This is a genomic window from Marinobacter zhanjiangensis (assembly GCF_014651935.1).
GTDB classification, from domain to species: Bacteria; Pseudomonadota; Gammaproteobacteria; order Pseudomonadales; family Oleiphilaceae; genus Marinobacter; species Marinobacter zhanjiangensis.
Genome location: NZ_BMXV01000003.1, coordinates 512,290 through 538,298, shown reverse-complemented (window position 1 = coordinate 538,298; position 26,009 = coordinate 512,290). Strand labels below are relative to the sequence as shown.

Annotated in this window: 21 protein-coding genes; 12 read left to right on the top strand and 9 right to left on the bottom strand. The window is 60.4% G+C overall.

Annotated features, from left to right (window positions below; genetic code table 11):
• Positions 1-334: 334 nt before the first annotated feature.
• From purT to IE079_RS09115, 4 genes are read right to left on the bottom strand one after another with little or no spacing between them, the layout of a single operon-like run.
• Positions 335-1,519, bottom strand: coding sequence for a formate-dependent phosphoribosylglycinamide formyltransferase (gene purT, locus IE079_RS09130; protein WP_189575597.1), 1,185 nt, complete (start codon positions 1,517-1,519; stop codon positions 335-337).
• A gap of 55 nt (positions 1,520-1,574) precedes the next feature.
• A complete protein-coding gene (locus IE079_RS09125; RefSeq protein ID WP_189575596.1) occupies positions 1,575-1,760 on the bottom strand; it encodes a DUF1289 domain-containing protein in 186 nt (61 codons plus the stop codon).
• Positions 1,760-2,302, bottom strand: a complete 543-nt coding sequence (locus tag IE079_RS09120; protein WP_189575595.1) for a gamma carbonic anhydrase family protein — start codon at positions 2,300-2,302, stop codon at positions 1,760-1,762. The genes IE079_RS09125 and IE079_RS09120 overlap by 1 nt, the downstream gene beginning before the upstream one ends.
• 31 nt (positions 2,303-2,333) lie before the next feature.
• Positions 2,334-2,918 carry an NUDIX hydrolase gene (locus tag IE079_RS09115; RefSeq protein WP_189575594.1) on the bottom strand — a complete coding sequence of 195 codons (585 nt, stop codon included), beginning with the start codon at positions 2,916-2,918 and terminating at the stop codon, positions 2,334-2,336.
• 88 nt (positions 2,919-3,006) lie between these two features.
• Here IE079_RS09115 and IE079_RS09110 point away from each other — a divergent pair, with 88 nt between their 5' ends.
• Entirely contained in the window at positions 3,007-3,576 is a 570-nt protein-coding gene (locus IE079_RS09110; protein ID WP_189575592.1) for a zinc ribbon domain-containing protein, read from the top strand.
• Here IE079_RS09110 and IE079_RS09105 read toward each other — a convergent pair.
• The gene (locus tag IE079_RS09105; protein ID WP_189575590.1) at positions 3,555-3,866 is read right to left on the bottom strand and encodes a YqfO family protein; all 312 of its coding nucleotides are present in this window, start codon (positions 3,864-3,866) and stop codon (positions 3,555-3,557) included. The genes IE079_RS09110 and IE079_RS09105 overlap by 22 nt on opposite strands.
• 467 nt (positions 3,867-4,333) lie before the next feature.
• Positions 4,334-8,236, bottom strand: a complete 3,903-nt coding sequence (purL, locus tag IE079_RS09100) for a phosphoribosylformylglycinamidine synthase (RefSeq protein WP_189575588.1) — start codon at positions 8,234-8,236, stop codon at positions 4,334-4,336.
• Positions 8,237-8,474: 238 nt separating this feature from the next.
• Between purL and mltF the strand changes: the two genes are divergently transcribed.
• Positions 8,475-10,028, top strand: a complete 1,554-nt coding sequence (gene mltF / locus IE079_RS09095) for a membrane-bound lytic murein transglycosylase MltF (protein WP_227712402.1) — start codon at positions 8,475-8,477, stop codon at positions 10,026-10,028.
• A 24-nt stretch (positions 10,029-10,052) separates the two neighbouring features.
• Here the strand turns inward: mltF and IE079_RS09090 are convergent, their stop codons facing one another.
• Complete coding sequence (locus tag IE079_RS09090; protein ID WP_189575586.1) at positions 10,053-10,532, bottom strand: regulatory protein RecX; 480 nt, start codon at positions 10,530-10,532, stop codon at positions 10,053-10,055.
• 184 nt (positions 10,533-10,716) lie between these two features.
• Here IE079_RS09090 and IE079_RS09085 point away from each other — a divergent pair, with 184 nt between their 5' ends.
• Both IE079_RS09085 and IE079_RS09080 read left to right on the top strand, forming a co-directional pair.
• Complete coding sequence (locus IE079_RS09085; RefSeq protein WP_189575585.1) at positions 10,717-13,203, top strand: DUF349 domain-containing protein; 2,487 nt, start codon at positions 10,717-10,719, stop codon at positions 13,201-13,203.
• Between the two features lie 280 nt (positions 13,204-13,483).
• Complete coding sequence (locus IE079_RS09080) at positions 13,484-15,637, top strand: carboxy terminal-processing peptidase (RefSeq protein ID WP_189575582.1); 2,154 nt, start codon at positions 13,484-13,486, stop codon at positions 15,635-15,637.
• 75 nt (positions 15,638-15,712) lie between these two features.
• Here the strand turns inward: IE079_RS09080 and mtnA are convergent, their stop codons facing one another.
• Positions 15,713-16,783, bottom strand: a complete 1,071-nt coding sequence (gene mtnA / locus IE079_RS09075; RefSeq protein ID WP_189575580.1) for an S-methyl-5-thioribose-1-phosphate isomerase — start codon at positions 16,781-16,783, stop codon at positions 15,713-15,715.
• A gap of 170 nt (positions 16,784-16,953) precedes the next feature.
• Here mtnA and IE079_RS09070 point away from each other — a divergent pair, with 170 nt between their 5' ends.
• The 8 genes from IE079_RS09070 (at position 16,954) to rdgC (ending at position 22,900) form a co-directional block, all read left to right on the top strand.
• Complete coding sequence (locus IE079_RS09070) at positions 16,954-18,294, top strand: TRZ/ATZ family hydrolase (protein ID WP_189575578.1); 1,341 nt, start codon at positions 16,954-16,956, stop codon at positions 18,292-18,294.
• 52 nt (positions 18,295-18,346) lie between these two features.
• Positions 18,347-19,063: a bifunctional 2-polyprenyl-6-hydroxyphenol methylase/3-demethylubiquinol 3-O-methyltransferase UbiG gene (gene ubiG / locus IE079_RS09065; protein WP_189575577.1), complete on the top strand. Its 717-nt coding sequence runs from the start codon at positions 18,347-18,349 to the stop codon at positions 19,061-19,063.
• A 1-nt stretch (position 19,064) separates the two neighbouring features.
• Positions 19,065-19,736 carry an HAD family hydrolase gene (locus IE079_RS09060; protein WP_189575576.1) on the top strand — a complete coding sequence of 224 codons (672 nt, stop codon included), beginning with the start codon at positions 19,065-19,067 and terminating at the stop codon, positions 19,734-19,736.
• Positions 19,737-19,812: 76 nt separating this feature from the next.
• Positions 19,813-20,565 carry a YciK family oxidoreductase gene (locus tag IE079_RS09055; protein WP_189575654.1) on the top strand — a complete coding sequence of 251 codons (753 nt, stop codon included), beginning with the start codon at positions 19,813-19,815 and terminating at the stop codon, positions 20,563-20,565.
• Positions 20,565-20,828, top strand: coding sequence for a glutaredoxin family protein (locus tag IE079_RS09050; RefSeq protein WP_189575575.1), 264 nt, complete (start codon positions 20,565-20,567; stop codon positions 20,826-20,828). Before IE079_RS09055 ends, IE079_RS09050 begins: the two co-directional genes overlap by 1 nt.
• A 12-nt stretch (positions 20,829-20,840) precedes the next feature.
• On the top strand, positions 20,841-21,611 hold the full coding sequence (gene yaaA / locus IE079_RS09045) for a peroxide stress protein YaaA (protein WP_189575574.1): 771 nt from the start codon (positions 20,841-20,843) through the stop codon (positions 21,609-21,611).
• A 107-nt stretch (positions 21,612-21,718) separates the two neighbouring features.
• On the top strand, positions 21,719-21,919 hold the full coding sequence (locus IE079_RS09040) for a DUF2788 domain-containing protein (protein WP_189575573.1): 201 nt from the start codon (positions 21,719-21,721) through the stop codon (positions 21,917-21,919).
• A 54-nt stretch (positions 21,920-21,973) separates the two neighbouring features.
• Positions 21,974-22,900, top strand: coding sequence for a recombination-associated protein RdgC (rdgC, locus tag IE079_RS09035; protein WP_189575572.1), 927 nt, complete (start codon positions 21,974-21,976; stop codon positions 22,898-22,900).
• Positions 22,901-23,141: 241 nt separating this feature from the next.
• Here rdgC and IE079_RS09030 read toward each other — a convergent pair whose 3' ends face one another.
• The gene (locus IE079_RS09030) at positions 23,142-25,886 is read right to left on the bottom strand and encodes a bifunctional acetate--CoA ligase family protein/GNAT family N-acetyltransferase (RefSeq protein ID WP_189575570.1); all 2,745 of its coding nucleotides are present in this window, start codon (positions 25,884-25,886) and stop codon (positions 23,142-23,144) included.
• Between the last annotated feature and the right edge of the window lie 123 nt (positions 25,887-26,009).

The window sequence follows — 26,009 nt, the reverse complement described above, 5'->3', positions numbered from 1 at the left end:
TTACTTGGTCAACTTGTTAAAGAGCAGTGAGCCGAAGCTCATCAAGGCCGCGTATTCTACATCAGATCGCCACCTTGTCAACGGTTATTTTTGCGGTTTCTCAAATCACTTCCGAAGAAGCCCTGTACCGAAAAACCTAATCCCAACAACCGTTTACCTCGCCTTCCCGGGTCGCCGTTGCCGGCGTTCCCTGTCGAAGTGGGGCGCATTCTACAGCGCTGGCGTTTTCTGTCAACGACCAATATGAACTTTTTTATCCCCGCTTCGGGTTGCCGCTATGCTACTGAATAGTATTTGTTCGAAACGGTCATCTTTCAACCTGATTGCAACAAAATTACAGATCCACGGTCACCCTCGCGGAAGACGCCATGGCAATCTGCCGTGCCTCTTCTATGGATTCTCCCCTGGCCATAACCACACCCATACGCCGGCGCCCCTTCAGTTCCGGCTTGCCAAACAGGCGCAGATGCACATCGGGAATGGCCAGCACTTCATCCAGGTTGGCAAACGCCGGCCGGCCGGACTCGCCTTCCGGAAGGATAACGGCGGAAGCCGACGGCCCGTTCTGACGAATGACTGGTATAGGCAAACCCAGGATGGCCCGGGCATGCAGGGCAAACTCTGACAGATCCTGGGAAACCAGCGTTACCAGCCCCGTATCATGCGGGCGTGGCGATACCTCGGAGAACCACACCTCGTCCCCCTTCACGAACAGCTCAACGCCGAACACACCAAACCCGCCAAGGTCGGCGGTAATCGCTTCCGCAATCCCCCGGCTTCTTTCCAGGGCCAACGGACTCATGGGCTGTGGCTGCCAGGACTCCCGATAGTCGCCATCTTCCTGGCGATGACCAATGGGATCACAGAAGCTGACCCCGTCACGGTGACGAACGGTCAGCAAGGTAATTTCATAGTCGAAATCGATAAAGCCCTCGATGATCACCCGGCCCTCGCCGGCACGGCCGCCTGTCTGGGCATATTTCCATGCAGCATCAATATCACCTTCACTCCGCAACAGGCTCTGGCCCTTGCCGGACGAACTCATTACCGGTTTCACCACACAGGGGAAACCGATCTCGGCCACGGCCTGATCAAAGGCCTCGCGGGATTCCGCAAAGCGGTAAGGAGAAACCGGCAGCTTCAGTTCTTCCGCCGCCAGCCGGCGAATGCCCTCACGATTCATGGTCAGATCGACGGCCCTCGCGGTAGGGGTAACGCGATAGCCTTCCTGCTCCAGTTTTACCAACTCGCCGGTGGCAATGGCTTCGATTTCCGGTACCACAAGATGAGGCTTCTCTCGCTCGACAACCTCTCTCAGACTTGCCGGGTCGAGCATGTCGATTACATGACTGCGATGAGCCACCTGCATGGCCGGGGCGTCGGCGTAACGATCACAGGCGATGATCTCCACCCCGAGACGTTGCAACTCGATCGCTACTTCCTTGCCGAGCTCTCCCGAGCCACAGAGGAGAACCCGGTAGGCATTTGCTTTCAGGGGTGTTCCGATGGAGACGCTCATAATCTATATGCCAGGCCTTTCATGGTGTTCAGGATGGGAATCGGGACGGTTCAGACTATAAAAGTGTCTTTTCTTCCCTCTGGGCGACGTACTGAAGAACCTGCCTGCGCTCATCATTGGTCATGGAGGTCCACCTCAGTATTTCGTCGCCTGTACGGTGACACCCTATGCACACGTCGTTTTCGTCCAGGGCGCAGACGGAGACACAGGGGGAGCGAACCCGGTCCTGCCTGTTGTCCATCAGTCATTATCCTTCCACGGCTCCATGAGTTCGAGGGAGCTCATGTACCGGGCCGCGTTTTCCACGTAATGGGCTGCGCTGAGTTCCAGCATCTTCTTCTGGTCGTCGCCCAGCTCCCGCTTTATTCGTCCGGGCGCGCCGATTACCAGCGAGCCGTCCGGTATTTCCATGCCCTCGGGGATCAGCGTATTGGCTCCGATCAGGCAATGCTTGCCGATCCGTGCACCGTTCAGCACGACCGCATTGATACCGATCAGCGAGTAGTCACCAATGTCGCACCCATGCAACATCGCCTTGTGGCCCACGGTCACACCACGCCCGAGGGTCAGCTGGATGCCGGAATCCGTGTGCAACACGGAGCCATCCTGGACATTGGACTCGGGCCCGATGGTGATCAGGTCGTTGTCGCCACGGATGACCACGTTGAACCAGATACTGCTCTTATCGTGCAACGCAACGCTGCCAATCACCGTGGCATTTTCAGCGATGAACTGCCCTCCCCCGATGAACTCGGGTTTGCGGTCCGCGAGCTGGTAAAGCATGTTGGCTTCTCCTCGTATCTATCCCGCCAGGTCAATCCTGGCGCGGCTCAAGCAAATCGATGCGGGCATCGTACACCGCATTCAGGAAGTCCACCAGAACCACTGCGGTCAGCCCCCAGATCCGGTAGCCCCGCCAGCGATAGGAGGGCACATAATAGGTGTTGTCGAGAAACGGCAACACATCGGTACGTTCTCTGCGGTCTTCCAGCAGGAACTCCACCGGTACGTGGAAAATGCTCTCGATCTCGTGAGGATTCGGTGTCAGCGGGTGGTCGGCAGGCACAACGCCGACGTATGGTGTTACCAGTATGCCGTAGCGGGAGATGACCTGGCTCAGGGGCCCAATAAGGTGTACCTGATCCGGAGGCAGGCCGATTTCTTCATGGGTCTCGCGGAGCGCGGTATGGGCAAGCGACGGATCAGAGGCGTCCCGCTTTCCGCCGGGAAAAGCCACCTGCCCCCTGTGAGTGGAGAGCTTTTCAGACCGAAGAGTCAACAGTATTTCTGGGGCTCCGGGATTATCCGTTACCGGAACCAGCACACCGGCTTCAGGATAGTCCAGGGCTAACTGATCCGGGACATACCGGGCCAGCCTTTCCGTCAGCAGTTCGCGCAAAATCTCTCTCCCGCATTTTGGTATGGGACAGGGCACCGGCCAGACGATACACTGGTGCCAGAATTCGCAATAGTATACGGGGTAATCCATGAATTTCTGCAGCAGCTGCGGTCATCCGGTTGAAAGCCGCATTCCTGCCGGTGACAACCGGCCCCGCTATGTATGTAAACAGTGTGAGACGATTCATTACCAGAACCCGCGTATCGTGGCAGGCACGGTACCGGTGTGGGAGGGGAAGATACTGCTGTGCCGCCGGGCCATTGAGCCTCGCTACGGCTACTGGACCCTGCCTGCAGGTTTCATGGAAAACTCGGAAACCACCGAGGAAGCCGCTGCCAGGGAAACCCTGGAAGAGGCCATGGCCAACGTGAAGCTGGCGGGGCTCTACACCATGATACACGTGCCCCATATCGACCAGGTTCACATGTTCTACCGCGCCCACATGACCGAGGGCCGCTTCGGGGCCGGTGACGAAACCCTGGAGGCGGAACTGTTCGAGCTGGACCGCATCCCCTGGGAGGAAATTTCCTTCCCGACCGTGAGGCGCACCCTTGAGCATTTTGTGGAAGACGTCCAGCGCGACGAATTCCCGTTGCGCATCAGCGATATCCGCCACCGCATGAAACCCGGCGAAGCTCAGAAATCCTCGAGCCGGTAAACTTCATAGGCAGGCTCCTCGAACGGGTGCGCCTGCTTCATGGCTGCGACCACCTCCCGGATGAGGTGGTCCTCACACACCAGCTCTACCTTGTATTCATCCACCTTCTCCAGCTCCCCGTGCTGTCCCAGATGTGGATTGCTGCCCTCCAGCGGGCGAAACTGCCCCTTGCCCAAGGTTTGCCAGGCACAATGGTCGTAATCGCCAATACGGCCACCTCCGGCAGTGAACACAGCCTGTTTGGTCGCTTCCAGGTCAGACTTCGGGACGAAGAAACAGAATTTGTACATGGCGTCGATTTCCTCTTCGAAAAGCTCAGTTCAAAGCCTGATATCTCTTGACAGCACCGTCAACCGGACCTCTCACGGGGGCTTGTGAGGTTACCCACAAAATCTGTGGATAACTTTGGGGATAGTTTTTGGGCAGAGGCCGCAAAGCCCCGTCATTGCAGCCCTTGTGTCAAATTGGCGACAAATCCACCTAAAGTTATTTTAGCTTTAAAAACAATACTTTAAAGTTTTCGCCCAATAATCATACGGTTTGATCTCATTTTGTACACCGGGTCGCGGAGACCTTGTTCCTCATGTGCATAAAACCATTTCGTCAAGGGGTTTTTCAGGTTATAACAGGCCACAAAATCCTTGTAATACGTAGCTTTAGAGAACAGTCCTATAAAGACATGAAAAAACCGGTGGCCTCAGCTCCCTGACAGAGCATCGACCACCGGTTCGGGTGTCACCTTGAATCGTTCGGGCAATCAGCCCAGCCACTTTCTCGCGTTACGGAACATGCGCAGCCACGGCCCGTCTTCACCCCAGCTGTCCGGGTGCCAGGAATATTGCGCCGTACGGAAAACCCGCTCCGGATGAGGCATCATGATAGTGACGCGACCATCCTGGCTGGAAACCCCGGTAACTCCACCTTCCGAGCCGTTGGGGTTGTAAGGGTAGCGGGTAGTCTGCTGCCCCCGGTTGTCCACATACCGCAATGCCACCTGGCCGGAACGGTTGAAGTCTTCAAAGCCGACGGCTGAGCTGAACTCCGTGCGCCCTTCGCCGTGAGCCACGGCGATGGGCATGCGCGAGCCCGCCATGCCGGACAGGAACGCCGATGGTGACTCCTGAACCTCGACCATCACCAGCCGTGCTTCGAACTGCTCCGACTGGTTACGGACAAAGCGGGGCCAGCCATCGGTGCCCGGAATCAGCTCGTGAAGGTTGGAAAGCATCTGGCAGCCATTGCAAACCCCGAGGGCCAGTGTGTCACCCCGCTCGAAGAAACCCTGGAACTGCTCCCTGACCCGCGAGTTGAACAGGATGGACTTTGCCCAGCCCTCCCCGGCACCCAACACGTCGCCGTACGAGAAGCCACCACAGGCCACCAGGGAGCGGAAGCCGTCCAGGGTGACCCGGCCGGACAGCAGATCGCTCATATGCACATCAACCGCTTCAAAACCGGCACGATCGAACGCCGCGGCCATCTCCACCTGACCATTGACGCCCTGCTCCCGCAGCACCGCTACTTTCGGCGCCGCCCCCTTGTTGATATAGGGAGCGGCAATCTCTTCAGCGGGATCAAAGCTCAGCTCGGCGTGCAAGCCGGGGTCCCCGGCATCAAGCAGGTTGTCGAATTCCTCAGCGGCGCAGTTGGCGTTATCCCGCAGACTCTGGATCCGGTAACTGGTTTCCGACCACAGGCGGTGCAGCTCGCCCCGGGGCTGCTCGATCACCGGCTTGCCCTCGAAGGTGAAGCGAACGTGATCGTCGTCGTTCAGAGTGCCCACCACGGAGGTGTGCTCACCAAGGCCGGCACCGGAGAACTGCTGGAGCACAAAGGGGGTGTCCTCCCGACGTACCTGGATAACCGCCCCCAGTTCCTCGTTGAACAGCTCACGGGCAAACTGACCCTGCTCCTCGGCCAGACCGTCCAGGCGGATATCGACGCCGGTATGACCGGCAAACGCCATTTCCGTCAGGGTCACGAACATACCCCCGTCGGAGCGGTCGTGGTAGGCAAGCAACTTCCCATCGCCGTTAAGGCCCTGAATCACCGCGAAGAACGCCTTGATATCCTCGGGATCGTCCACATCCGGCGCCGCGGCACCCATCTGGCTATAGACCTGGGCCAGTGCCGAGCCGCCGAGCCGGTTCTGGCCCGCCGCCAGATCAACCAGGATCAGGTCGGTGCCCCCCTTATCGGCTCTCAGTTGCGGGGTCAGGGTACGGGTAACATCGGTTACGGGCGCAAAACCACTGATGATCAGCGACAATGGCGCGGTTACGCTCTTCTGCTCCTCACCTTCTTCCCACACGGTTTTCATGGACATGGAGTCCTTGCCCACCGGGATGGCAATACCCAGTGCCGGACACAGTTCCATGCCAACCGCTCGTACGGTTTCATAGAGGTTCTCGTCTTCACCCGGGTGGCCGGCCGCCGCCATCCAGTTGGCGGACAGGCGAATGTCGGACAGCTTTGCAATAGGCGCGGCCGCCAGATTGGTGATGGCTTCACCCACTGCCATGCGGCCGGAGGCCGGCGCGTCGATGCTGGCCACCGGTGTGCGCTCGCCCATGGCCATGGCTTCACCGGTGAGCACATCGAAACTGCTGGCGGTCACCGCCACATCACTTACCGGTACCTGCCACGGACCTGCCATCTGGTCCCGGGCCACCAGCCCGGTAATGGTGCGATCACCAATGGTGATCAGGAAGTTCTTGCTGCCCACACTGGGCAAGCGCAGTACACGGCGAATCGCATCATCAAGGTCGATTCGTGTGGAGTCGAAGATCGGCTTGGTGAACGATGTACGGGTGACGCTGCGATGCATGCGTGGCGGCTTGCCAAACAGCACGTCCATGGGCAGGTCTACCGGGGAGTCACCATAGTAGGCGTCGTCCAGGTTCAGGTGATGGCTTTCCGTGGCTTCACCCACTACCGCATAGGGGCAACGCTCACGACGGCAGATCCCATCGAAGCGCTCCATGTCGTCTTCCGCCACGGCAAGCACATATCGCTCCTGGGACTCGTTGCACCAGATCTCCAGGGGAGACATGCCCGGCTCGTCGCTGGGAATGTCACGCAGCTCGAACTTGCCGCCACGGCCACCATCCTTGACCAGTTCCGGCATGGCGTTGGACAGGCCGCCGGCACCCACGTCATGGACGAAGGCGATGGGGTTTGCATCATCCAACTGCCAGCAGCGGTCGATGACTTCCTGGCACCGGCGTTCCATTTCCGGATTGCCCCGCTGTACGGAGGCAAAATCCAGGTTCTCGTTACTGGTGCCGGAGTCCATGGAAGAGGCTGCACCGCCGCCGAGCCCGATCAGCATGGACGGACCACCGAGGACAATCAGCCGGGCACCCACGGGAATTTCGCCCTTTTCCACATGATCCTCACGAATATTGCCAAGGCCGCCGGCAATCATGATGGGCTTGTGATAACCGCGGACTTCGTCACCAGCAGGCCCCGCCACCTCCTGCTCAAAGGTACGAAAGTAGCCGGCAAGGTTCGGGCGCCCGAATTCGTTGTTGAACGAAGCACCACCAATGGGTGCGTCGATCATGATAGCCAGCGGCGAGGCAATGCGGTCCGGCCTGCCGTAATCTTTTTCCCAGGGCTGGGGATCACCGGGAATCTCCAGATTGGACACCGTAAACCCGGCCAGCCCGGCCTTGGGTTTGGAACCACGGCCGGTGGCACCCTCATCGCGGATCTCGCCGCCAGCACCGGTGGCTGAACCGGCGAATGGTGAGATGGCGGTGGGATGGTTGTGGGTTTCCACCTTCATCAGGATATGGATGGGCTCCTGAACATAGTGGTAACGAGCGGTCTCCGGGTCCGGATAGAAACGCCCGCCACGGGACCCGCGTATCACCGAGGCATTGTCACGGTAGGCGGAGAGCACACCGTCAGGGCTTATTTCATGGGTATTGCGGATCATGGCGAACAGCGACTTCTGCTGTCCTTCGCCATCGATGTCCCACGAGGCATTAAAGATCTTGTGCCGGCAGTGCTCCGAGTTGGCCTGGGCAAACATCATCAGTTCAACGTCGGTGGGGTCCCGGTCCAGGTCACTGAACGCGTCTACCAGATAGTCGATTTCGTCCTCTGCCAGGGCCAGACCCAGCCGGCGATTGGCGTCCACCAATGCCGGGCGACCACCAGCAAGCACCGGGATCCGCTCCAGTGGCCGGGGCTCTTCCCGGTGGAACAGCAGTTCCGCCCCGCCCATCTCATGGAAAACGGTTTCCGTCATGCGATCATGCAACAGGGCCGCGATCGCCTGGCGCTCCTCACGACCCAGCTTTTTCTCCGCCTTCACGTAATAGGCGATACCCCGCTCGATACGATTGATCTGCCGCAAGCCACAGTTCCGGGCAATCTCCGTGGCCTTGCTGGCCCAGGGCGATACGGTGCCCGGGCGCGGTACCACCAGAAAAAGCACACCCTCCGGCTCACGCCGCTCAGCGCTGGGGCCATAGGTCAGCAACCGGTCCAGGACCTCCTGCTCGCTGTCGCGGAGCTCGTCCTCGACATCCACGAAATGCATGAATTCCGCATAGAGGGCGGTGATGCCTTGAACGGCTTCAGTCAGTTGACCAGACAATTTTTCAGAGCGGAAAGGAGAAAGTGCGGGAGCGCCGCGGAGTTCCAGCATGGATTATAACCTGTATAGCGCGAACTTTGAGAGACCGGTGCGCCTGCCAACAGGCCGTGACAACCCGCTGGCATGAAGGCTCGGCACCGTGTATGAACGGGCGCAATAATACTGGAAACCGAACGCGGGATACAGCAGAGAACATTAAATGCACCGCCAACAGAATTCACCCTGCTTCATTTGACCTGCTTCCATGGACTGGGGGATTATGGTCTTACACTTTCCGGAGGTCATGGATTTGGGTGCGCCCCGACATTCAGGAGATTATTCACCGTTCCCGGCAAGGCTTCTCGCCCTGGCCGCTGTGCTGTGCACCCTCGCCATCAGCGGCTGCTCCAGGCCGGATATCCTGGCAACCGTCAAGGCCGAAGGTGTACTGCATGTCGTTTCGCGCAATGCCCCCTCTATCTATTTCAAGGATCGGGAAGGCGCCACCGGCTTTGACTACGAGTTGGCGCAACGCTTTGCCGACCACCTCGGCGTGGAACTCAGGGTCCGCTTGATGGAAGGCAACAGCGAGATTCTCGAAGTGCTGGACAGAGGCCATGCGCACATTGGCTTTACCGGCCTGTCCCTGACCCACGACTGGGAGGGGCGCTTCCGCACCCTTGGTAATGGCCTCAGCTCCGGCTCTGTGGTTATCTACCATCGCGGGCTGGAAGGCCGGTTCGACTCCATGGAATCCCTGGCACAGCAGGACATCACCGTTCACGCCGCTGCTGAAACCAACCACTTGCCACATCTGGAACAGCTTCAGAAGGAACTGCCGCAGCTCACCTATCGCCTGCACGATGGCCTTGATACAGCCGGCATTCTGGAGCGTGTCGAGTCTGGCGAGCTGCGGGCAGCCGTCGTTGATGCCAATGAACTGGCCCTCAACCATGTGTTCTACCCCAACGTAAAACGGGCATTCACGGTCAGCGACCAGGAATCCATCGCCTGGCTGTTCCCCGGCAGCAATGACGGCAGCCTTTACCGGGAGGCTCAGTCCTTTTTCGCGAAGATCAGGGAGGACGGCACCCTCGCCCACCTGCGGGAACGTTTTTATGGACACCTGGATCAGCTCGGGTATGTTGGCTCCCTCACCTTCGAGCAACACATCCGCGACCGGCTGCCCCAATACCGGGACGTGTTCCAGGCCTACGGTGAAGAAACCGGTATTGACTGGCGCCTGCTGGCTGCCATCGGCTACCAGGAATCAAACTGGCGCCGCGACGCCGTCTCGCCCACCGGCGTGCGCGGGCTGATGATGCTGACCCGCAATACCGCCAAGCACATCGGTATCGAAAACCGGCTTAACCCGACACAGAGTATAAAGGGAGGCGCCCGTTACTTCCGCCAGGTCCATGGCATGATTCCCGACCATGTGAACGAGCCTGACCGCACGTGGTTCGCCCTGGCTTCCTATAATGTCGGCTTCGGACACCTGGAAGACGCCCGCCGCCTGACGGAATCCGCGGGGCGCAATCCCGACCGCTGGCTGGACGTCAAGGAGTTCCTGCCGCGGCTGTCCCAGAAAGAATGGTATTCGAAAACCCGGCACGGCTACGCCCGTGGCCATGAGCCGGTGCTCTATGTGCAGAATATCCGCCGGTACTATGATGTGCTGGCCCGCCGGTTTGACATGATCACCGAATCCGAGCCCACCATGATTGCCCGCTCGGAAAACGGCGGACTACTGCTGCCCGGTGAGCTGCTGGATTATCGTGTCAACCGGGAGCAACGGGGGGGCGAGCAGGAAACAACGCTGGTGCTTCCCCAACAGATGGGCATTACCCCGCCCACGCTGTAGCTTCCCCGAAACGTCACCACGGGATCAGTCGGGCGTTTGTCCCGTCGCCTCCAACGCTCGCTCCACCTGCTCACCGGAAAACCCCCGCCGCGCCAGGAATCCACCCTGGCGCTGACGTTCAGGCCAGTCTTCAGAGAGGTCCGACAGGCCGAACCGGCGCTCCCGCAGGCGGGTTGCCATTTCCGACCAGCGAGCGTCAGGCACTGCCGACAGTTCCTGGGGCGTGGTCATCACACCACGTTGTTGCAGATCGGCAAGAATCTTCAGCGGGCCGTAGCCGGCGTCCATGCGCTGGCGTACGAAGACCTCGGCGAATCGTTCATCGTCCAGCCAGCCCTTCTCCTCGAAGTCGTCAAGCACTTCTTCAATGACCCCCGCATCCACCCGTCGCTGTCGCAGTTTCATGGACAGTTCAAGACGGCTGTGTTCACGCCGGGCCAGAAGCCGGAGTGCGGTTTCCGGCGCCTGTTCGTTGGGGTCTTTCTTTTTATCTGACTTTGCCATACAGCCCCTTTCCGCCACCTGTTTCGAGAGGATAGACTATGCCCCCTGCCCGAAAGCCGGGGATAGTAAACGGGCCTGCCATCCAGGCGCCCGTTCTGTCGGCTTTTCTGACTCCCGGCCTGTTCTGAAGGGTCGGGAGCGTATACGGGATACCCCGTGAACTGACTGCCTGAAGGATACCGACATGGCCGCATTTTTCCAGAATCTCTTCAAGAAGCGCTCGACCACAGCGACCAGACCGGACAGCAGCAAGAAGGCCAGCGACCACCGGAGCGATTCGCCTGGTGAAGGAAACTCCCCTGCCAGCAAGGGTCCCGAACAGTCTGACATCGACAGTCAGCGGCAAACACTGGCCGACGCTGACGCCTCCCAGGATACTCTGGCGCGGCTGGCGACCGAGGGTTTGGCGGCAGACATTCGTCTGGCGGCGGCGCGCCGGCTGACCGACGAGGCCCATCTGCAACAGGTACAGAAGGCGGCTCGCGGCAGGGACAAGGGCGTTTACCAGCATACCCGCCAAGTGCTTCAGGATATCCGACGCCAGCAGGAAGCCGAACAGGCAACCCGCGATGCTCTGGAGCAACTGGCCCGTGATACCGACGATCTGGCAAAAACCGGCGACACCAGTCTTTACGAAGCCCGCACCCGGCAACTGGAAAAACAGTGGCAGTCGCTGGAACCCTCAGCCAGCAACGAACAGAAGACCCGCATCCTGAGCGCACTGCATACCTGTCGCGAGCGAATCCGCGAGCTCGAAGAAGAGCGCCAGCAAGAACAGCGACACCAGGACCAGAAGGTACAGCGGGAAGAAACCCTGACACTGCTGAAGGAAACCCTGGATTCACTGGCCACCGAAGCCACCGACGCTGGTGCCCTACCATCTCTGGATGCATTGCAAAGAACCCAGGAAAACCGCTGGCTGGAAGCCACCCGGGATACCGATGTCACCCGCCAGGAGCAGAAGCAGTACGAAAACCTGATGCTGACCCTGCGCAACGTGATCAATGCCGTTCGCCGGCTGGCACACCATCAGGCCGACGTGGACGCCCTGGTGGCTCAGGAGGCACCGCCTGCGGACCAGGTTGACGCTCTGCTGAGCCAGCTGGAATGGCCCCGCCAGTTAGCCCGGCCTGAAGCCCTGCAAACACTGGCAAAAAAAGCCCATGTCCAGGTTTCGCAGCCGACCCCGGACAGCGCCGACAGCGAGGCGCAGGAAAAGGCGTTACACAACCTGGAAGCCGCCCTTGAGCAACTGGAAACCTCGCTCGCCGCCAACCAGCTCAAGGAATCGCGCCAGCACCTGAAGCAGGCCCAGGGGTTGCAGCGCAGGCTGACGGGCAAACTGGCCAACCGCCACCGGGCGCGCCTGCAGCGCCTGAACGGCCAGGTCCGCGAACTGGGCGACTGGCAGGGCTTTGCCACTGAACCCAAGCAGGTGGCGCTGTGCGAACAGATGGAGTACCTGGCGGAGCAACCCATGGACCCGGAGGCCAAAGCCGCCCGTATCCAGGATCTGCAACAGGAATGGCGTGACCTGGGCGGTTCGTCCAACCGGGACCTGTGGCAACGCTTCCGAACCGCCTCGGAAGCCGCATTCGAGCCCTGCAAGGCCTATTTCGAAGCCCGCTCCGATCTCAAGAAAGTGCACCTGCAGACACGCCACAGTATCTGCGAAGAGCTGGCCGGCTACCTGGAAGCCACTGACTGGGACCAGGTGGACTGGCAGGCCGCCGAGCAGATCGAAAAAACCGCTCGCAAGGAGTGGCGTGAAGCCTGGCCGGTAGAGTTTCGTGACAACCGGCCGGTACAGAAGCAATTCGATCGGCTGATGAACGACCTGACCAGTCATCTGGATGAAGAGCGGCGCCGGAACGAAGAGCGTAAACAGGCGATTGTCGACCGTGCCCTTGAGCTGACGGAACACACTCCCCTGTCCGAAGCCATGGACGAAGCCAAGGCGCTGCAGAAACAGTGGCAGGATGTGGGCATCACCCGACACCGGGAAGACCGCAAGTTGTGGAAGGCATTCCGAGCCGCGTGCGATGAAATCTTTGCCCGCCGCGATGAGCAGCGCCAGCGCCGCCACCAGGAAACCAGCGAGTCGGATCAGGCGGCTGAAGCCATCCTCTCAACCGCCAGAACCCTGCTGGAGGACCAGGGCTTTGACGAGGCCCGCACGGCCGAGCTGATCAACCAACTGGAAGCCTCTGCCCGAACTCCGGTCTCCGCCACCACGGGCAAGGACCTGCGCCAGGTCGCAGGCCAGCTGAAAGACCGACGCCGGTTGCATCAGTACCAGGCCAATATACGGCAGTGGCAGCACTGGATAGAGCAACGGGTTCAGGGCAGCCTTCCACCGGAGGACTTGCCGGAGCACTGGCCGGAACTTCAGTCCATAGTCGCGGTCTCAGACCCGAGGGAACTGGTGGTACTCAGCGAAATTCTCAACGGCTGCCCATCCCCGGACGATGATCAGTCGTTACGCATGGAACTCCAGGTCAGGCGACTCAAGGAAGGCTTTGAAGGCGGCCAGAGCCAGCCGGACGCCAGTGGCAATACCCAGGAAGCCATTGTCGCCCGCTGGTGCCTGACCCTGCCCCGGGAGTCGCTGACGACGGAGCTCGCATCGCGGCTCGGAAAGGCACTGGAGGCTGAAACCACTGCCGGATAGGCCGCAGGGAGCCGGGAAACGGACCTGTGTCAGGTTATGGATAGATTGTCATTACATGTTCAGAACTGGCTGTAGTAACGACCGTCGCCCTTGCCTACAATGAATGACAAGAGTGAAATTCCGCCCTGAACGCCGCCCGGCGGCTTCAGCGTTGATCGGGAGGCTCCCTGAAGGCCGGCGCCCGCCCGGACCACGCAGGCTTGGACCTGCAGCCGGAACCAGGTTTCCGGTGGGTCGGTGAGCGTCAGTGGAGCCCAGGCACTAGCAGGTAACAGAATCTATGAAGACAGTAAGCAAGCCCGTGATGTCCCGGGCCCGGAAGTTCGCCATCGGTGTTCTGGCAATCCTGCCCGTGGTCGGCATTGGTACATCCCTTCATGCCAGTGCTGAAGTCGATTCCTATGAGGCGGTTTCTCCCTCCATTGAGCAGGCCCGGGCGAACATCCTTATCTCCCGTCAGCTCCAGTTCACCCATTTCCGGGAACAGACGATCGACGAAAACCTCGCGGAAGAGGTTTTCAATGACTATCTGGACTACCTGGATGGCCAGCGTGTCTACCTGACCGAAAAGGATATCGAGTCGTTCCAGCCACTCAAGGAGCAGATGGCCGCGTCCCTCCGCACGGGGCAGCTCCAGCCCGGGTTCGATATCTACAACCGTGTGCAGAAGCGGATTGTCGAACGCATGGATTACGCGCTCGGGCTGCTGGAAGACGGAGTTGACTCGTTCGATTTCCAGACCGATGACCAGATACTGCTGGACCGCTCCGAGGCCAGCTGGGAACCGGACCAGGCCGCCCTTGATGAACTCTGGAACCGGCGTATTCGCAACGCGGTGCTGGGCCAGCGTCTGAACGGCAGTTCCGACGACGAGATCCTGAAAGTGCTGACCCGCCGCTATGAGAGCCAGCGCAAGCGGATTTCACAGATGCGCAGCGAAGATGCATTCCAGGCCTACATGAATGCGTTCGCCGGCACCTGGGATCCGCACACCAATTACTTCTCGCCACGGAATTCCGAAAACTTCAACATCAATATGAGCCTGTCCCTGGAAGGCATTGGTGCGGTACTCCAGTCCGACAACGAATACACCAAGGTGGTCCGGCTGGTACCGGGTGGTCCGGCCGCCCGCCAGGGGCAGCTTGGACCGGCCGACCGTATCGTGTCCGTCAAACAGGAAGACGAGGACCAGCCGGTGAATGTTATCGGCTGGCGCCTGGACGAAGTGGTTGACCTGATCCGGGGTCCCCGGGGTTCCACAGTGACCCTCGAAGTGGTGCCGGCCAATGCCAGTGACGAAACCGTTACCCGCACCATCGCCATCAAACGGGACGAGGTGAAGCTGGAGGAGCAGAGCGCCAGCAGCGAAGTCATCGAGCTGGACCGCGGCGATGAGACCTACCGCATCGGCGTCATTGATATCCCCACCTTCTACGCCGATTTCCAGGCGATGCAGCAGGGTGACCCCGACTACAAGAGTACCACCCGTGATGTGCGCAAGCTGCTGGAAGACCTGAAGGAGGAGCAGAACGTCGACGGCCTGGTGGTGGACCTCCGCAATAATGGCGGCGGCGCCCTGCACGAAGCCAACGACCTGGTGGGCCTGTTCATAGACCAGGGGCCAACGGTGCAGATCCGCAGCTCCGACAACCAGGTGCAGGTGCTGGCAGATCAGGATCCGAGCGTGGCCTGGGATGGCCCCATGGTAGTGCTGGTGAATCGCATGAGCGCCTCGGCATCGGAGATTTTTGCCGGCGCCATCCAGGATTACGGCCGTGGCCTGGTCGTGGGCTCACAGACGTTTGGCAAGGGCACGGTGCAGGCAGTGCGATCCCTGAACCACGGCCAGCTGAAGATTACCCAGTCGAAATTCTACCGGGTGTCCGGTGGCTCCACCCAGCACCGGGGCGTTATTCCGGATATCGAGATTCCGTCACGGATCGACACCACCCGTATCGGTGAAGACGCGCTGGAACGTGCCCTGCCCTGGGACCAGATCGATTCGGTGCCTCACGCCCGCTATTTCGACTTCAGTGGTGTCATCGACCAGCTGCGGCAGCGTCATTCCGACCGCTTTGCCGAAACCCCCGAGTTCGGCCTGCTGCAGAAAGAGATTGATTTCCTGAAGGAGCAGCGCAAAACCACGACGGTAAGCCTCAACGAAGACCAGCGCCGTGACTACCAGGATCAGCTGGAAAGTCGCCAGCTGACCATTGCCAACGCCCGTCGTGAACTGAGGGGCGACGAACCTTTCGACAGCTTCCAGGCCATGGAGGACCACCAGGAACAGCAGGCAGCGGCTGCCAATGGCGAAGATGAGGAACTCGACTTTATTGTTCGCGAAGGGGGTCACATCATGGCGGACATGCTTGAACTGGATCGTCGCCTGGCCACCATCCTGCCGGCGGGAACAGTCGCGGCAAAGGCAGAATAATCAGATTACCCTGAAGACCACAAAAAGCCGGCGCTTCCACCACGAAGCTGCCGGCTTTTTCATGTCAGGCCGCCGTCACTCGAACAGCTGGTGCATACCCGTCATCTCCGGGGTATGTACCACACCCCGTTCCGTGACGATCAGGTCAATAAGATCAGCCGGCGTCACATCGAACACCGGATTGAAGGCATCCACCTTCTCCGGCGCAACCCGGATACCGCCGAACTGACAGATCTCATCCCCGGCCCGCTCTTCAATGGGGATGTCACGACCGCTGGCCACTGACATATCCACGGTACTGGCAGGGGCAACCACCATGAATTTCACCTTGTGATGCCGTGCCAGCACCGCGAGACCATAGGTGCCAATCTTGTTGGCCACGTCACCGTTGGCAGCAATGCGGTCAGCACCGACGATCACCCATTTTACATCGCCCTTTGCCAGAATTGCCGCGGCAGCGCCATCGGCATTAAGAGTCACCGGGATCCTGTCACGGGCCAGCTCCCAGGCCGTCAGCCGTGCACCCTGCAGCCAGGGTCGTGTTTCATCGGCATAAACCCGTTTCAGCAGCCGTTCCTGATGGAGCTTTCTGACCACACCCAGGGCGGTACCATAGCCCCCGGTTGCCAGCGCACCGGTGTTACAGTGGGTCAGCACCGAGCAGGGCTTTTTGAGTTCCATGGCATCCACCGCCAGATCCGCCATAGCTATATTGGCGGCCAGATCTTCCCGATGGATGGTCACGGCGGTTTCCGCCAGCCGGGAAACGGCGTCTGTCCTCGACTGGCACTGGTCCAGCACACCCCTCATCCGTTGCAATGCCCAGAACAGGTTGACTGCCGTAGGCCGCGACTCTGCCAACTGATCAATGGCCGTTCGCACTTCCTGTTGCCAGTCGCTTTCATCCGCACAGCGGGCAGAGAGAGCCACGCCATAGGCCGCGCTGATACCAATGGCGGGAGCACCCCGTACGGCCATATCCCGGATCGCCTGGGCGACACCGGCAGCCCCTTCGATGGTCAGCCAGTGCTCTTCCGCCGGCAGCCGGCGCTGATCCAGCAACTGGACGGCATGGCCCAACCAGCGAATGGCAACGGTATCAGGGTCGGCTTTATCGTGAACCGTAACCGGTGACTGTCTGGTCATCGTTGACTCCTTCGTTATGCGGTGGTGACAGGCTGGCTGCGTTCTGACTCGACCGTTATACTCTGCCTCTGCAGACAAACCAAGACCCTCGACAATTTCCCATACGAGCCTGAAGGCATCCAGGATCGTATCCGCAGGGTCCCAACCTAACGGAGCTAAAGGCCCGATTCATGACCGCTGATACCGTCATTGCCGCCGACATCCGCATCAATGCCCGCTGGCTCATTCCCGTAGAGCCCTTTGGCGAGGTGCAGGAACACCGGGCAGTCATGGTACTGGGCGACCGTATCGAGGCGATCGTGTCCCAGTCCGAGGCCGACCATGCCTACCGTGCCCGCGAGGTGATCGACCTGCCCCATCATGTGGTGCTGCCGGGGCTTATCAACATGCATGGTCACGCCGCCATGTCCCTGTTCCGTGGCCTGGCAGACGACCTGCCCCTGATGACCTGGCTCAACAACCATATCTGGCCCGCCGAAGGCCGCTTTGTCAGCGGCCGTTTCATCGCCGATGGTACCCAACTGGCGATGGCGGAAATGCTGCGCACTGGCACCACCTGCTTCTCGGATATGTATTTCTTTCCGGAAGTGGCCGCCCAGATGGCAAAGGATGTCGGCATGCGGGCACAGATCTGCTTTCCGTTGATGGAGATGCCCACACCCTGGGGCAGTGGCCCGAAGGAATATCTGGACAAGGGCGCGGCACTGCTGGATCAATGGCAGAACGACCCTTTCGTACGCATCGCCATCGGCCCCCACGCCCCTTATACCGTAGAGGACAGCACCCTGGAACAGGCCGTGGCACTGCAACAGAAGACTGGTGCCGCCATGCAGATTCACCTCCATGAAACCTGTTTCGAGGTGGACGAAGCCATACGTCAGACCGGGCAACGGCCGATCGCCCGTCTGAAGGGCCTGGGCGCCCTTAACCGGAATACCCAGTGCGTGCACATGACCACGCTGAACGAGGAGGACCTGGCAACGGTAGCCGACACCGGTGTGCATATTGTCCATTGCCCGGAATCCAACCTGAAACTGGCCAGCGGCTTCTGTCCGGTCCATACCCTGCAGCAGGGGGGCAGTAACGTCTCCATCGGTACGGACGGTGCTGCCAGCAACAATGATCTGGACCTTTTTGGCGAGCTTTCAACGGCAGCCATGCTGGCCAAGGCGGTGTCTGGCGACGCCGCCGCCCTGGGGGCCCATCAGGCACTGACCATGGCTACTATCAACGGCGCCCGGGCCCTGGACCGGGATCATGACATCGGCTCACTGGTGGCAGGCAAACAGGCAGACCTGATTGCGGTGGACCTCAGCGACCCGTTCCTGCAACCGGTGTATGACCCGGCCTCTCACCTGATCTACAGCAATCATGGTCGCCAGGTAAGCCACAGCTGGATTGCCGGCGTACCTCAGGTACAGGATGGCCGCCTCACCCGCATTGACGTACCGGACCTGATGCTGAGGGTGCAGGAATGGCATAATCGCATCACTTCCGCAGACAAGCACTGAACCTGCCGGCGGCTTTCCGGCCCGCCGGCCTTACTTGCCAGGCCCCATGACCATGAGCAGAACCAACGTAGACCAGAACGAAATTGCCAAGTTCGAGGCACTTGCCAGCCGCTGGTGGGACCCCACCAGTGAGTTTCGCCCACTGCACGACATCAACCCGCTGCGACTGAACTACATCGACGAGCGTTCGCCGCTGGCCGGACGCAGGGTGGTGGATGTGGGTTGTGGTGGCGGCCTGCTGTCCGAAGGGATGGCCCGGCGGGGGGCGACCGTCACCGGCATTGATATGGGCGAAGCACCCCTGGCCGTGGCGCGCCTGCACGGCCTGGAATCCGGTGTCCAGGTGGACTATCGCCAGACCACCGTGGAAGAACTGGCGACGGACCCGGACCATGAGGGCCAGTACGACATCGTCACCTGCCTGGAGATGCTCGAGCACGTACCCGAACCGGCCTCGGTGATCCAGGCCTGCGCCCGCCTGCTCAAACCCGGTGGTGAGCTGTATGTGTCCACCATCAACCGCAACCCGAAGTCGTTCCTGTTCGCCATCATTGGCGCAGAGTATCTGCTGCGCCTGCTGCCCAGGGGCACTCACGAATGGAGCAAGTTCATCCGGCCCTCGGAGATGTCCGATCACCTGCGCCATGCCGGCCTGGATATCCGTGATCTTACCGGCATGACCTATAACCCGGTGACCAAGGTCTACAAACTGGGCCGGGATGTGGACGTCAACTACATGATGCACGCCAGCAAACCGGCGGAGGTCTGATATGCCCGTGCCCCTGCCGAAACCACCCTCCACGGTGCTGTTTGACCTGGATGGCACCCTGATCGACACGGCTCCGGACTTTATCCGTGTGCTCAATAACCTGAGGCAGGAAAATGAGCTGGCGCCACTGCCGGCAGATGGCATCCGCCCCCATGTCTCCGATGGCGCCCGGGCCATGATCCGGCTGGGTTTCGGTCTGGAGCCGGACCACCCGGCCTACCCGGACCGGCATGCCCGCTTTCTGGACCTTTATGAGGCGGGTATCTGTGAAGAAACCGAACTGTTCGCCGGCATGGACCGTCTGCTCGTCGCCCTTGAAGCGGCTGGCGTGCCCTGGGGAATCGTTACCAACAAACCATTACGGTTTGCCGCCCCGCTGCTGTCGGCACTGGCGCTGGATAGTCGTTGCAGCGCCCTGATCTGCCCCGACCACGTGACTAACCGGAAGCCCGACCCGGAAGGACTGCACCAAGCCTGCCGGCAGATGGGCGCCGCCCCGGATAGGGGTATCTACGTAGGCGACCACGCCCGCGATATCGAGGCTGGCCGCAACGCCGGTATGGTCACGGTTGCAGTGCGTTACGGCTATATCGTCAACCCCGATGAGGTTGATCTCTGGCAAGCCGACCATACCGTGGATACCGTCGACGAACTGGTAAAACTGTTACAATAGCGCCCGCCCAGACAGGCTGGCACCCGAATCATCCAGGACACCGAGCGAGAGCATACTGCCTATGTCGGACAACCCCATGCACAGCTACCAGGCCCCGGAAGGCCTGCTGAAGGACCGCATCATCATGGTGACCGGTGCCGGTGATGGTATCGGTCGTGTCGCCGCTAAAACCTACGCCGCCCATGGTGCGACCGTGATCCTGCTGGGGCGCACCATCTCCAAGCTGGAGTCCGTGTACGACGAAATCGAGGCCTCCGGCCACCCGCAGCCCGCGATCGTGCCGATGAATCTGGAAGGCGCAGCGGTCAAGGACTACGAAGAGATGGCCATGACCATCGAGGACAACTTCGGCCGGCTCGATGGCCTGCTGCACAATGCCGGCATTCTGGGCGACCGCACCCCGGTGGAGCTGTATGACCCGGAGACCTGGAACAAGGTCATGCACATCAACGCGACCGCGCCTTTCCTTCTCACCCGGGCGGTTATCCCGCTGTTACGGTTGTCTGGCGATGCGTCGGTGATCTTCACGTCCTCCGGCGTGGGTCGTCAGGCCAGGGCTTACTGGGGCGCCTATGCGGTGTCGAAGTTTGCGCTTGAAGGGCTCAGCCAGCTGCTCGCCGACGAACTGGACGATGAACGCCACAATGTTCGCGTCAACAGTCTGAACCCGGGCGCCACTCGTACCAATATGCGGGCCCGCGCCTATCCGGCGGAAAACCCCATGAAAAACCCGACCCCGGAAGACCTGATGCCCAGCTATCTGTACCTGATGGGACCCGACAGCAAGGGCGTCAACGGGCAACAGCTGGACGCCCAGGTAAAGAAGTAATGCAGCTGACGTTCTTTACCACCAGCCATTGCCACCTGTGCGAACTGGCAGAAAATCTGCTGGTACATACGCCGATGCCACAACCCATTCCGGTGGAGGCAGTGGACATTGCCACCTCACAGGAGCTGGTTGATCGCTACGGCACCCGCATTCCGGTACTACGCCGTGAAGACACCGGCGCTGAGCTGGGCTGGCCCTTTAGCCGGGACGATCTGCTGGACTTCCTGGGGCCGCAGCCCCGGTCATCAGGCCATATTCACTGAGGTTATCCTGACATGTTAATGGTTGTATCCCCTGCCAAGAACCTGGACTACGACAGCCCTCTGCCCACGGACCGGTACACCCAGCCGGCGTTTCTGGACGACGCCTGCGAGTTGATCGACCAGCTCAAGGAGCTGGAACCCCACCAGGTCAGCAACCTGATGGGCATCAGCGACAAGCTCGGCCAGCTCAACGCCGAACGCTATCAGCAATGGCATACGCCGTTCACTCCGGACAACGCCCGCCAGGCGGTGCTCGCGTTCAATGGTGATGTCTATACCGGCCTCGCCGCCCGGGAATTCAGTGACAGCGATTTCGAGTTTGCCCAGGAGCATCTGCGTATTCTCTCCGGCCTTTATGGCATCCTGCGCCCGCTCGACCTGATGCAGCCTTACCGGCTGGAGATGGGCACAAAGTTCGAGAACAAGCGGGGCAAGGACCTGTATGAGTTCTGGGGTGACAGGATTACCGATGCCCTGAACCGGGAGCTTGAAGCAGACGACGGTGTGCTGCTAAATCTTGCTTCCAATGAATACTTCAAGAGCATTCGCAAGAAGCAGCTGGACGCCCGCATCATTACGCCCCAGTTCAAGGACTGGAAAAACGGGCAGTACAAGATGATCAGCTTCTACGCCAAGAAAGCCCGTGGCCTGATGGCCCGCTATGCCATTACCAACAAGATCACCCGGGCCGATGACCTGAAAGGCTTCGACCTGGCCGGCTATCGCTTCAGTGAGGAACAATCCTCCGGCGATAACTGGACCTTCCTGCGCGACGAGCAATAACTCGCAAGAACAACGCCGCCGTTCCGCAACAACCAACGACGTCTGCACCGGTCCAGCCACGCCGGTGGCGGGCGCCTGTTTGACTGAATACTTTGACGGAGCGTTCCATGAACGAAGCACTCTTCTCCCAAATTGCCCTTTATGTCTGCCTGACGGCGCTGATCGTCTGGATGGGGTATATCGTGTGGGATCTGGCGAAGAAGTCCCAGGCCGGACGTTTTGGTACCATTGCGCTCTTTACCATTCTGGGCGCCGGCGTGGTGGGCTTTATCATCAAGACCATTCTGGTTGAAGTGATGCAGCTCTAGTGCACGGCCCGACTATCGTTTTAAACCCGAAATACAATGCAAGGACCCGAATCCATGTGGTTTCGCAATGCCCGAGTTTTCCGCTTTACCAAGCCGTTCGACATCAGCCCGGAAGAGCTGGAAGAGAGACTGGCCGCCGATGCCTTCAAACCCTGCGGCCCCCAGGAGCCGGTGCGTCACGGCTGGGTTCCGCCCCTGGGCAAGCATGGTGAGGTACTGGTACACAGTGCCGGAGGTTACCATCTGATTGCCTTGCGCAAGGAGGAGAAGCTGTTGCCCGCACCGGTCATCAAGGAGCTGGTGGAGGAGAAGGCGGAGCTTATCGAGCAGGAGCAGGGCCGCAAGGTTCGCAAGAAGGAGAAGGATGAGCTGAAGGAAGAGGTGATGCTGGAGATGTTGCCCCGCGCCTTTTCCCGTAACCGTCGCAGCTTTGCCTATCTGGCGCCGGCGGATGGCGTGCTGGTCGTGGATGCGGGTTCGGCCAAGCAGGCGGAAGATCTGGCCTCTGCCCTGCGCAAGAGCATTGGCTCGCTGCCGGTTCGTCCGCCGGTGCTGGAGCAGGCGCCGGCGTTTACCTTTACCGGCTGGCTGAATGAGTCCATTGAGCTTCCGGCGGCCATTGAGCTGGGCACCGAGTGCGAGCTGAAGGATCCCTCCGAGGACGGCGGTGTGGTTCGCTGCAAGGGGCTGGATCTGCGTGCCGATGAAATCCAGAATCACCTGGAAGCTGGCATGCAGGTGACCAAGCTGTCGCTGACCTGGGATGAGAATGTGTCGTTCGTGCTGGACGAGGAGTTCGGTATCCGCCGGCTGAAGTTTGGTGAGACCTTGCAGGAGAAGCTGGAAGAGGTGGATGCCGATGATGCCGCGGCCAAGTTTGATGCTGCTTTCTCGCTGATGACTCTGGAGCTTTCCCGGTTGATTCCGGGGTTGCTGCAGGCTCTTGGAGGTGAGGATCGTTCGGCTATTGTTTCAGAATAGGATTTTTGGGTTTGGTGCATGGGTCGCGGGCAGGTAGCTTGTTCCGGGACACGCCGTGAATACGTCCATGTAGGCTCTTCAAAAACCTTTACGGCTTAATGCTCCTGCGTCGCCGTAAAGGTCCAGGGCCGGCCTTCCCTGGCCGACCCGTGAAACGCATTCGCGTTCCACCCCTGTTTTTGAAGGTCCCGGAAAGAGCCTCCTGCCTCCGCCCCGTCAAACTACCGGGTAGCCTCCAAAACTAATGATGAGCCCGGGCCAGCCTTTCCCGCTGCCAATCCTTCTCGGGCTCATTCAGCACAAGCTTCAGATCCATCACCTCTTCCTCGCGGTTGTACTGGATCTTGAAACCCAGGTGCTCGGCAAGCTTCAGCATCGGGCGGTTTTCCGGTAGTACGTTGCCCACCATTTCCATGGTGCCCCGGGAGCGGCAGTAGTCGATCATCTTCTGCATCAAGGCCACGCCCAGACCCTCGCCTTTCATCTTGTCGTGCACCATCACCGCAAACTCGCAACGCAGGTTGTCCGCGTCGGTCCATACCCGCACGGTGCCCAGGGTTTCTTCCCCTTCGCCGTCTTCCCGCGGCGCGTTGGCGATGAAGACCATTTCCCGGTCATAATCGATCTGTACCATCTGGGCCACATCTTCCCGGGAAAAGTGCTTGCGGAACTGGAAGAAACGGTAGCGGATGGATTCCGGCGACTGGTGTTCGTGGAATGCCCGATGGGCGGGTTCATCCTCCGCCAGCACCGGCCGGATAATCACCCGGCGGCCGGACTTGGGCAGTACCATCCACTCTTCCAGCTCCCTTGGGTAGGGCTGGATAATCGGTATCCCCGGCCTGTCAGCGAGATCGATGGCCACGTCCACGGCCAGGGTGCTGTCGCGGTCAAACAGCAACGGCGAGATCTCCAGGCCGCGGATTTCCGGTTGATCAATGACGATCTGCGACAGGGTAATCAATATCTCGCAGATAGCACGGATGTCCCGTTCCGGCTCGGTGCTGTACTCCTCCAGCAGCCGCGACATGTAGGTGCGCCGCAGGAGTTCCCGGGCCAGCACCATGTTCAGGGGCGGTAACGCAATCTGACGGTCGGTCATTACGCTGATCTGGGCGCCGGCGGCGCCGCACACCACCAGCGGGCCAAACAGCGGATCCCGGGTGATGCCCACGCTGAAGGCGATGCCGTCGATATGCTTGTAGGAGCGCTGCACGGCAAACCCCAGAAAGCCGCTGTCCGGGAAGTGCTTCTGGTAGTCTTCCATCAATTGCCGGCAGGAATCGATGATGTCGTTCTCGTTGGTCAGGCCATGGATGGTGGATCGGTACCGCCCCTGCCCACTCTGGTACTCCATGAACGGATGGCAGGCGTGCTGGTGCAGCAGCGCGACATCCACCGGGCGTCGCTCCACGGCGAAAGCTTCGAGCACTTCCTCGACATCGTCACAGTACACCGTGGGTACGGTATTGATGGCGTAGTCGTTGAGAATGTCCCGGGCCTCATGGTTGGACAGGTGATTCCTGCCCTGCCGCCTGGCGTTGACGATTATACGGCGGGTACTGGAATGGTCCGCGAAATGGTCGGTGAAGGACTCCGGCGTCTCTCCCAGCAGCCTCTGGACCCGCTGATGGTTAACGTGCTGCATGAAGGCCATGACGGCCTTTTCCGGCGAGAAGAATGATGGCACCCCGGCGCGATAGAACTCGTCCCGGGCGTCCAGCACAGTGCTCTGCCCCAGCCAGCAGGTGAATACGTTCAGGCGTGTGCCCTTGACCGCCTGCACCACCGCGTCGGCAATCTGCAGGCTGTCCTCGGTCAGGCTGGGGGCGTACATGATCAGCACGTTGGACACTTCCGTGTCCTTCGCCAGTATGCGGATGGCCTTGGCGTAAAGATCCGGGGAGGCGTCGTAGTTCAGGTCGATGGGATTCTTGCGGGTCCAGTAGGGCGGCAGGATCTCCGCCAGCGCGTCGATGGACTTGCCCGACAGGGTGGCCAGCTCACCGCCCAGAGCCGCCAGCCGGTCCACCGCCAGCACCCCGGGGCCCACGCCATTGGCCATGATGGCCAGTGACTCGCGCTTAAGTGGGCGCATGCGGGTCAGTGTTTCCAGGGCGTCGAACATCTGCCCCAGGCCGTCGACCCGCAGCACACCGGCCCTTTGCAGCATGGCGTCGTAGATGGGATCGCTGCGGTTCAGGCCGGCGGGCAGTTCGTGGCGGAACCATTCCGACGCCGGTACCCGCCCGCTCTTCACGGCGATGACCGGCTTGGTGCGCGAAGCCACCCGTACCGCCGACATGAAACGGCGGGGGTTGGGGATGTTCTCGATGTGCAGAAGAATGGCGCGGGTCTGGGAGTCCTGGGCCAGATAGTCGATCAGATCATCATGGTCGATGTCCATGGAGTCGCCCAGGGTCAGGAAGTAGGAAAAACCCACCCCGCGGGCAAAGGCCCAGTCAATCACCGAGCTGGCCACGCTGCCGGACTGCCCCACGAATGCGACCTTGCCGGGCAAGGCGCCCATATGGGCATAAGTGGCGTTCAGGCTGCGGGCCGGGACCATCAGGCCGATGGTATTGGGGCCCAGAACCCGTATGCCCGTTTCCCGGGCCGCATCACCCACCGAATACATCAGTGGCTGGCCGGTTCTGGAATGGGCTCGGGACATGCCCCCGGTCATCACCATGGCGGTTCGCACACCGGCCCGGCCCAGCCGTCGCACCACCTTGGGCACCGTATCGGGCGGCGTACAGACAATGGCCAGTTCCGGGCTGAACTCCATTTTCGACACGCGGGACACGCAAGGCACACCATGCACGGATTCATAGCCGTTCTGGTTGATTACCAGCATCCGCCCCGGGTAGCCACCCCCCAGCAGGTTGCGGAGCACCATACCCCCCAGATTATCCGCGCGCTCCGAGGCGCCCACCACGACTATGGAGGACGGGTTGAACAGGCTTTCCAGGTAACGGGTGCCCAAAATGCTATCTCCTTCGTACATTCACGCCATGGAATACAGCCTATCTTAGGCGCTGCTTCCTTGATGTAAAACGAATTCCTCCATTGATTTGGGCCAGGCGTTATCAGGGCCCACTACGACCAA

Excerpts from the sequence above, each read along its gene's own strand:
- purT (WP_189575597.1), bottom strand. The coding sequence starts at position 1,519 with ATGAGCGTCTCCATCGGAACACCCCTGAAAGCAAATGCCTACCGGGTT.
- IE079_RS09125 (WP_189575596.1), bottom strand. The coding sequence starts at position 1,760 with ATGGACAACAGGCAGGACCGGGTTCGCTCCCCCTGTGTCTCCGTCTGC.
- IE079_RS09120 (WP_189575595.1), bottom strand. The coding sequence starts at position 2,302 with ATGCTTTACCAGCTCGCGGACCGCAAACCCGAGTTCATCGGGGGAGGG.
- IE079_RS09110 (WP_189575592.1), top strand. The coding sequence starts at position 3,007 with ATGAATTTCTGCAGCAGCTGCGGTCATCCGGTTGAAAGCCGCATTCCT.
- IE079_RS09105 (WP_189575590.1), bottom strand. The coding sequence starts at position 3,866 with ATGTACAAATTCTGTTTCTTCGTCCCGAAGTCTGACCTGGAAGCGACC.
- purL (WP_189575588.1), bottom strand. The coding sequence starts at position 8,236 with ATGCTGGAACTCCGCGGCGCTCCCGCACTTTCTCCTTTCCGCTCTGAA.
- IE079_RS09090 (WP_189575586.1), bottom strand. The coding sequence starts at position 10,532 with ATGGCAAAGTCAGATAAAAAGAAAGACCCCAACGAACAGGCGCCGGAA.
- IE079_RS09085 (WP_189575585.1), top strand. The coding sequence starts at position 10,717 with ATGGCCGCATTTTTCCAGAATCTCTTCAAGAAGCGCTCGACCACAGCG.
- IE079_RS09080 (WP_189575582.1), top strand. The coding sequence starts at position 13,484 with ATGAAGACAGTAAGCAAGCCCGTGATGTCCCGGGCCCGGAAGTTCGCC.
- mtnA (WP_189575580.1), bottom strand. The coding sequence starts at position 16,783 with ATGACCAGACAGTCACCGGTTACGGTTCACGATAAAGCCGACCCTGAT.
- IE079_RS09070 (WP_189575578.1), top strand. The coding sequence starts at position 16,954 with ATGACCGCTGATACCGTCATTGCCGCCGACATCCGCATCAATGCCCGC.
- ubiG (WP_189575577.1), top strand. The coding sequence starts at position 18,347 with ATGAGCAGAACCAACGTAGACCAGAACGAAATTGCCAAGTTCGAGGCA.
- IE079_RS09060 (WP_189575576.1), top strand. The coding sequence starts at position 19,065 with ATGCCCGTGCCCCTGCCGAAACCACCCTCCACGGTGCTGTTTGACCTG.
- IE079_RS09055 (WP_189575654.1), top strand. The coding sequence starts at position 19,813 with ATGCACAGCTACCAGGCCCCGGAAGGCCTGCTGAAGGACCGCATCATC.
- IE079_RS09050 (WP_189575575.1), top strand. The coding sequence starts at position 20,565 with ATGCAGCTGACGTTCTTTACCACCAGCCATTGCCACCTGTGCGAACTG.
- yaaA (WP_189575574.1), top strand. The coding sequence starts at position 20,841 with ATGTTAATGGTTGTATCCCCTGCCAAGAACCTGGACTACGACAGCCCT.
- IE079_RS09040 (WP_189575573.1), top strand. The coding sequence starts at position 21,719 with ATGAACGAAGCACTCTTCTCCCAAATTGCCCTTTATGTCTGCCTGACG.
- rdgC (WP_189575572.1), top strand. The coding sequence starts at position 21,974 with ATGTGGTTTCGCAATGCCCGAGTTTTCCGCTTTACCAAGCCGTTCGAC.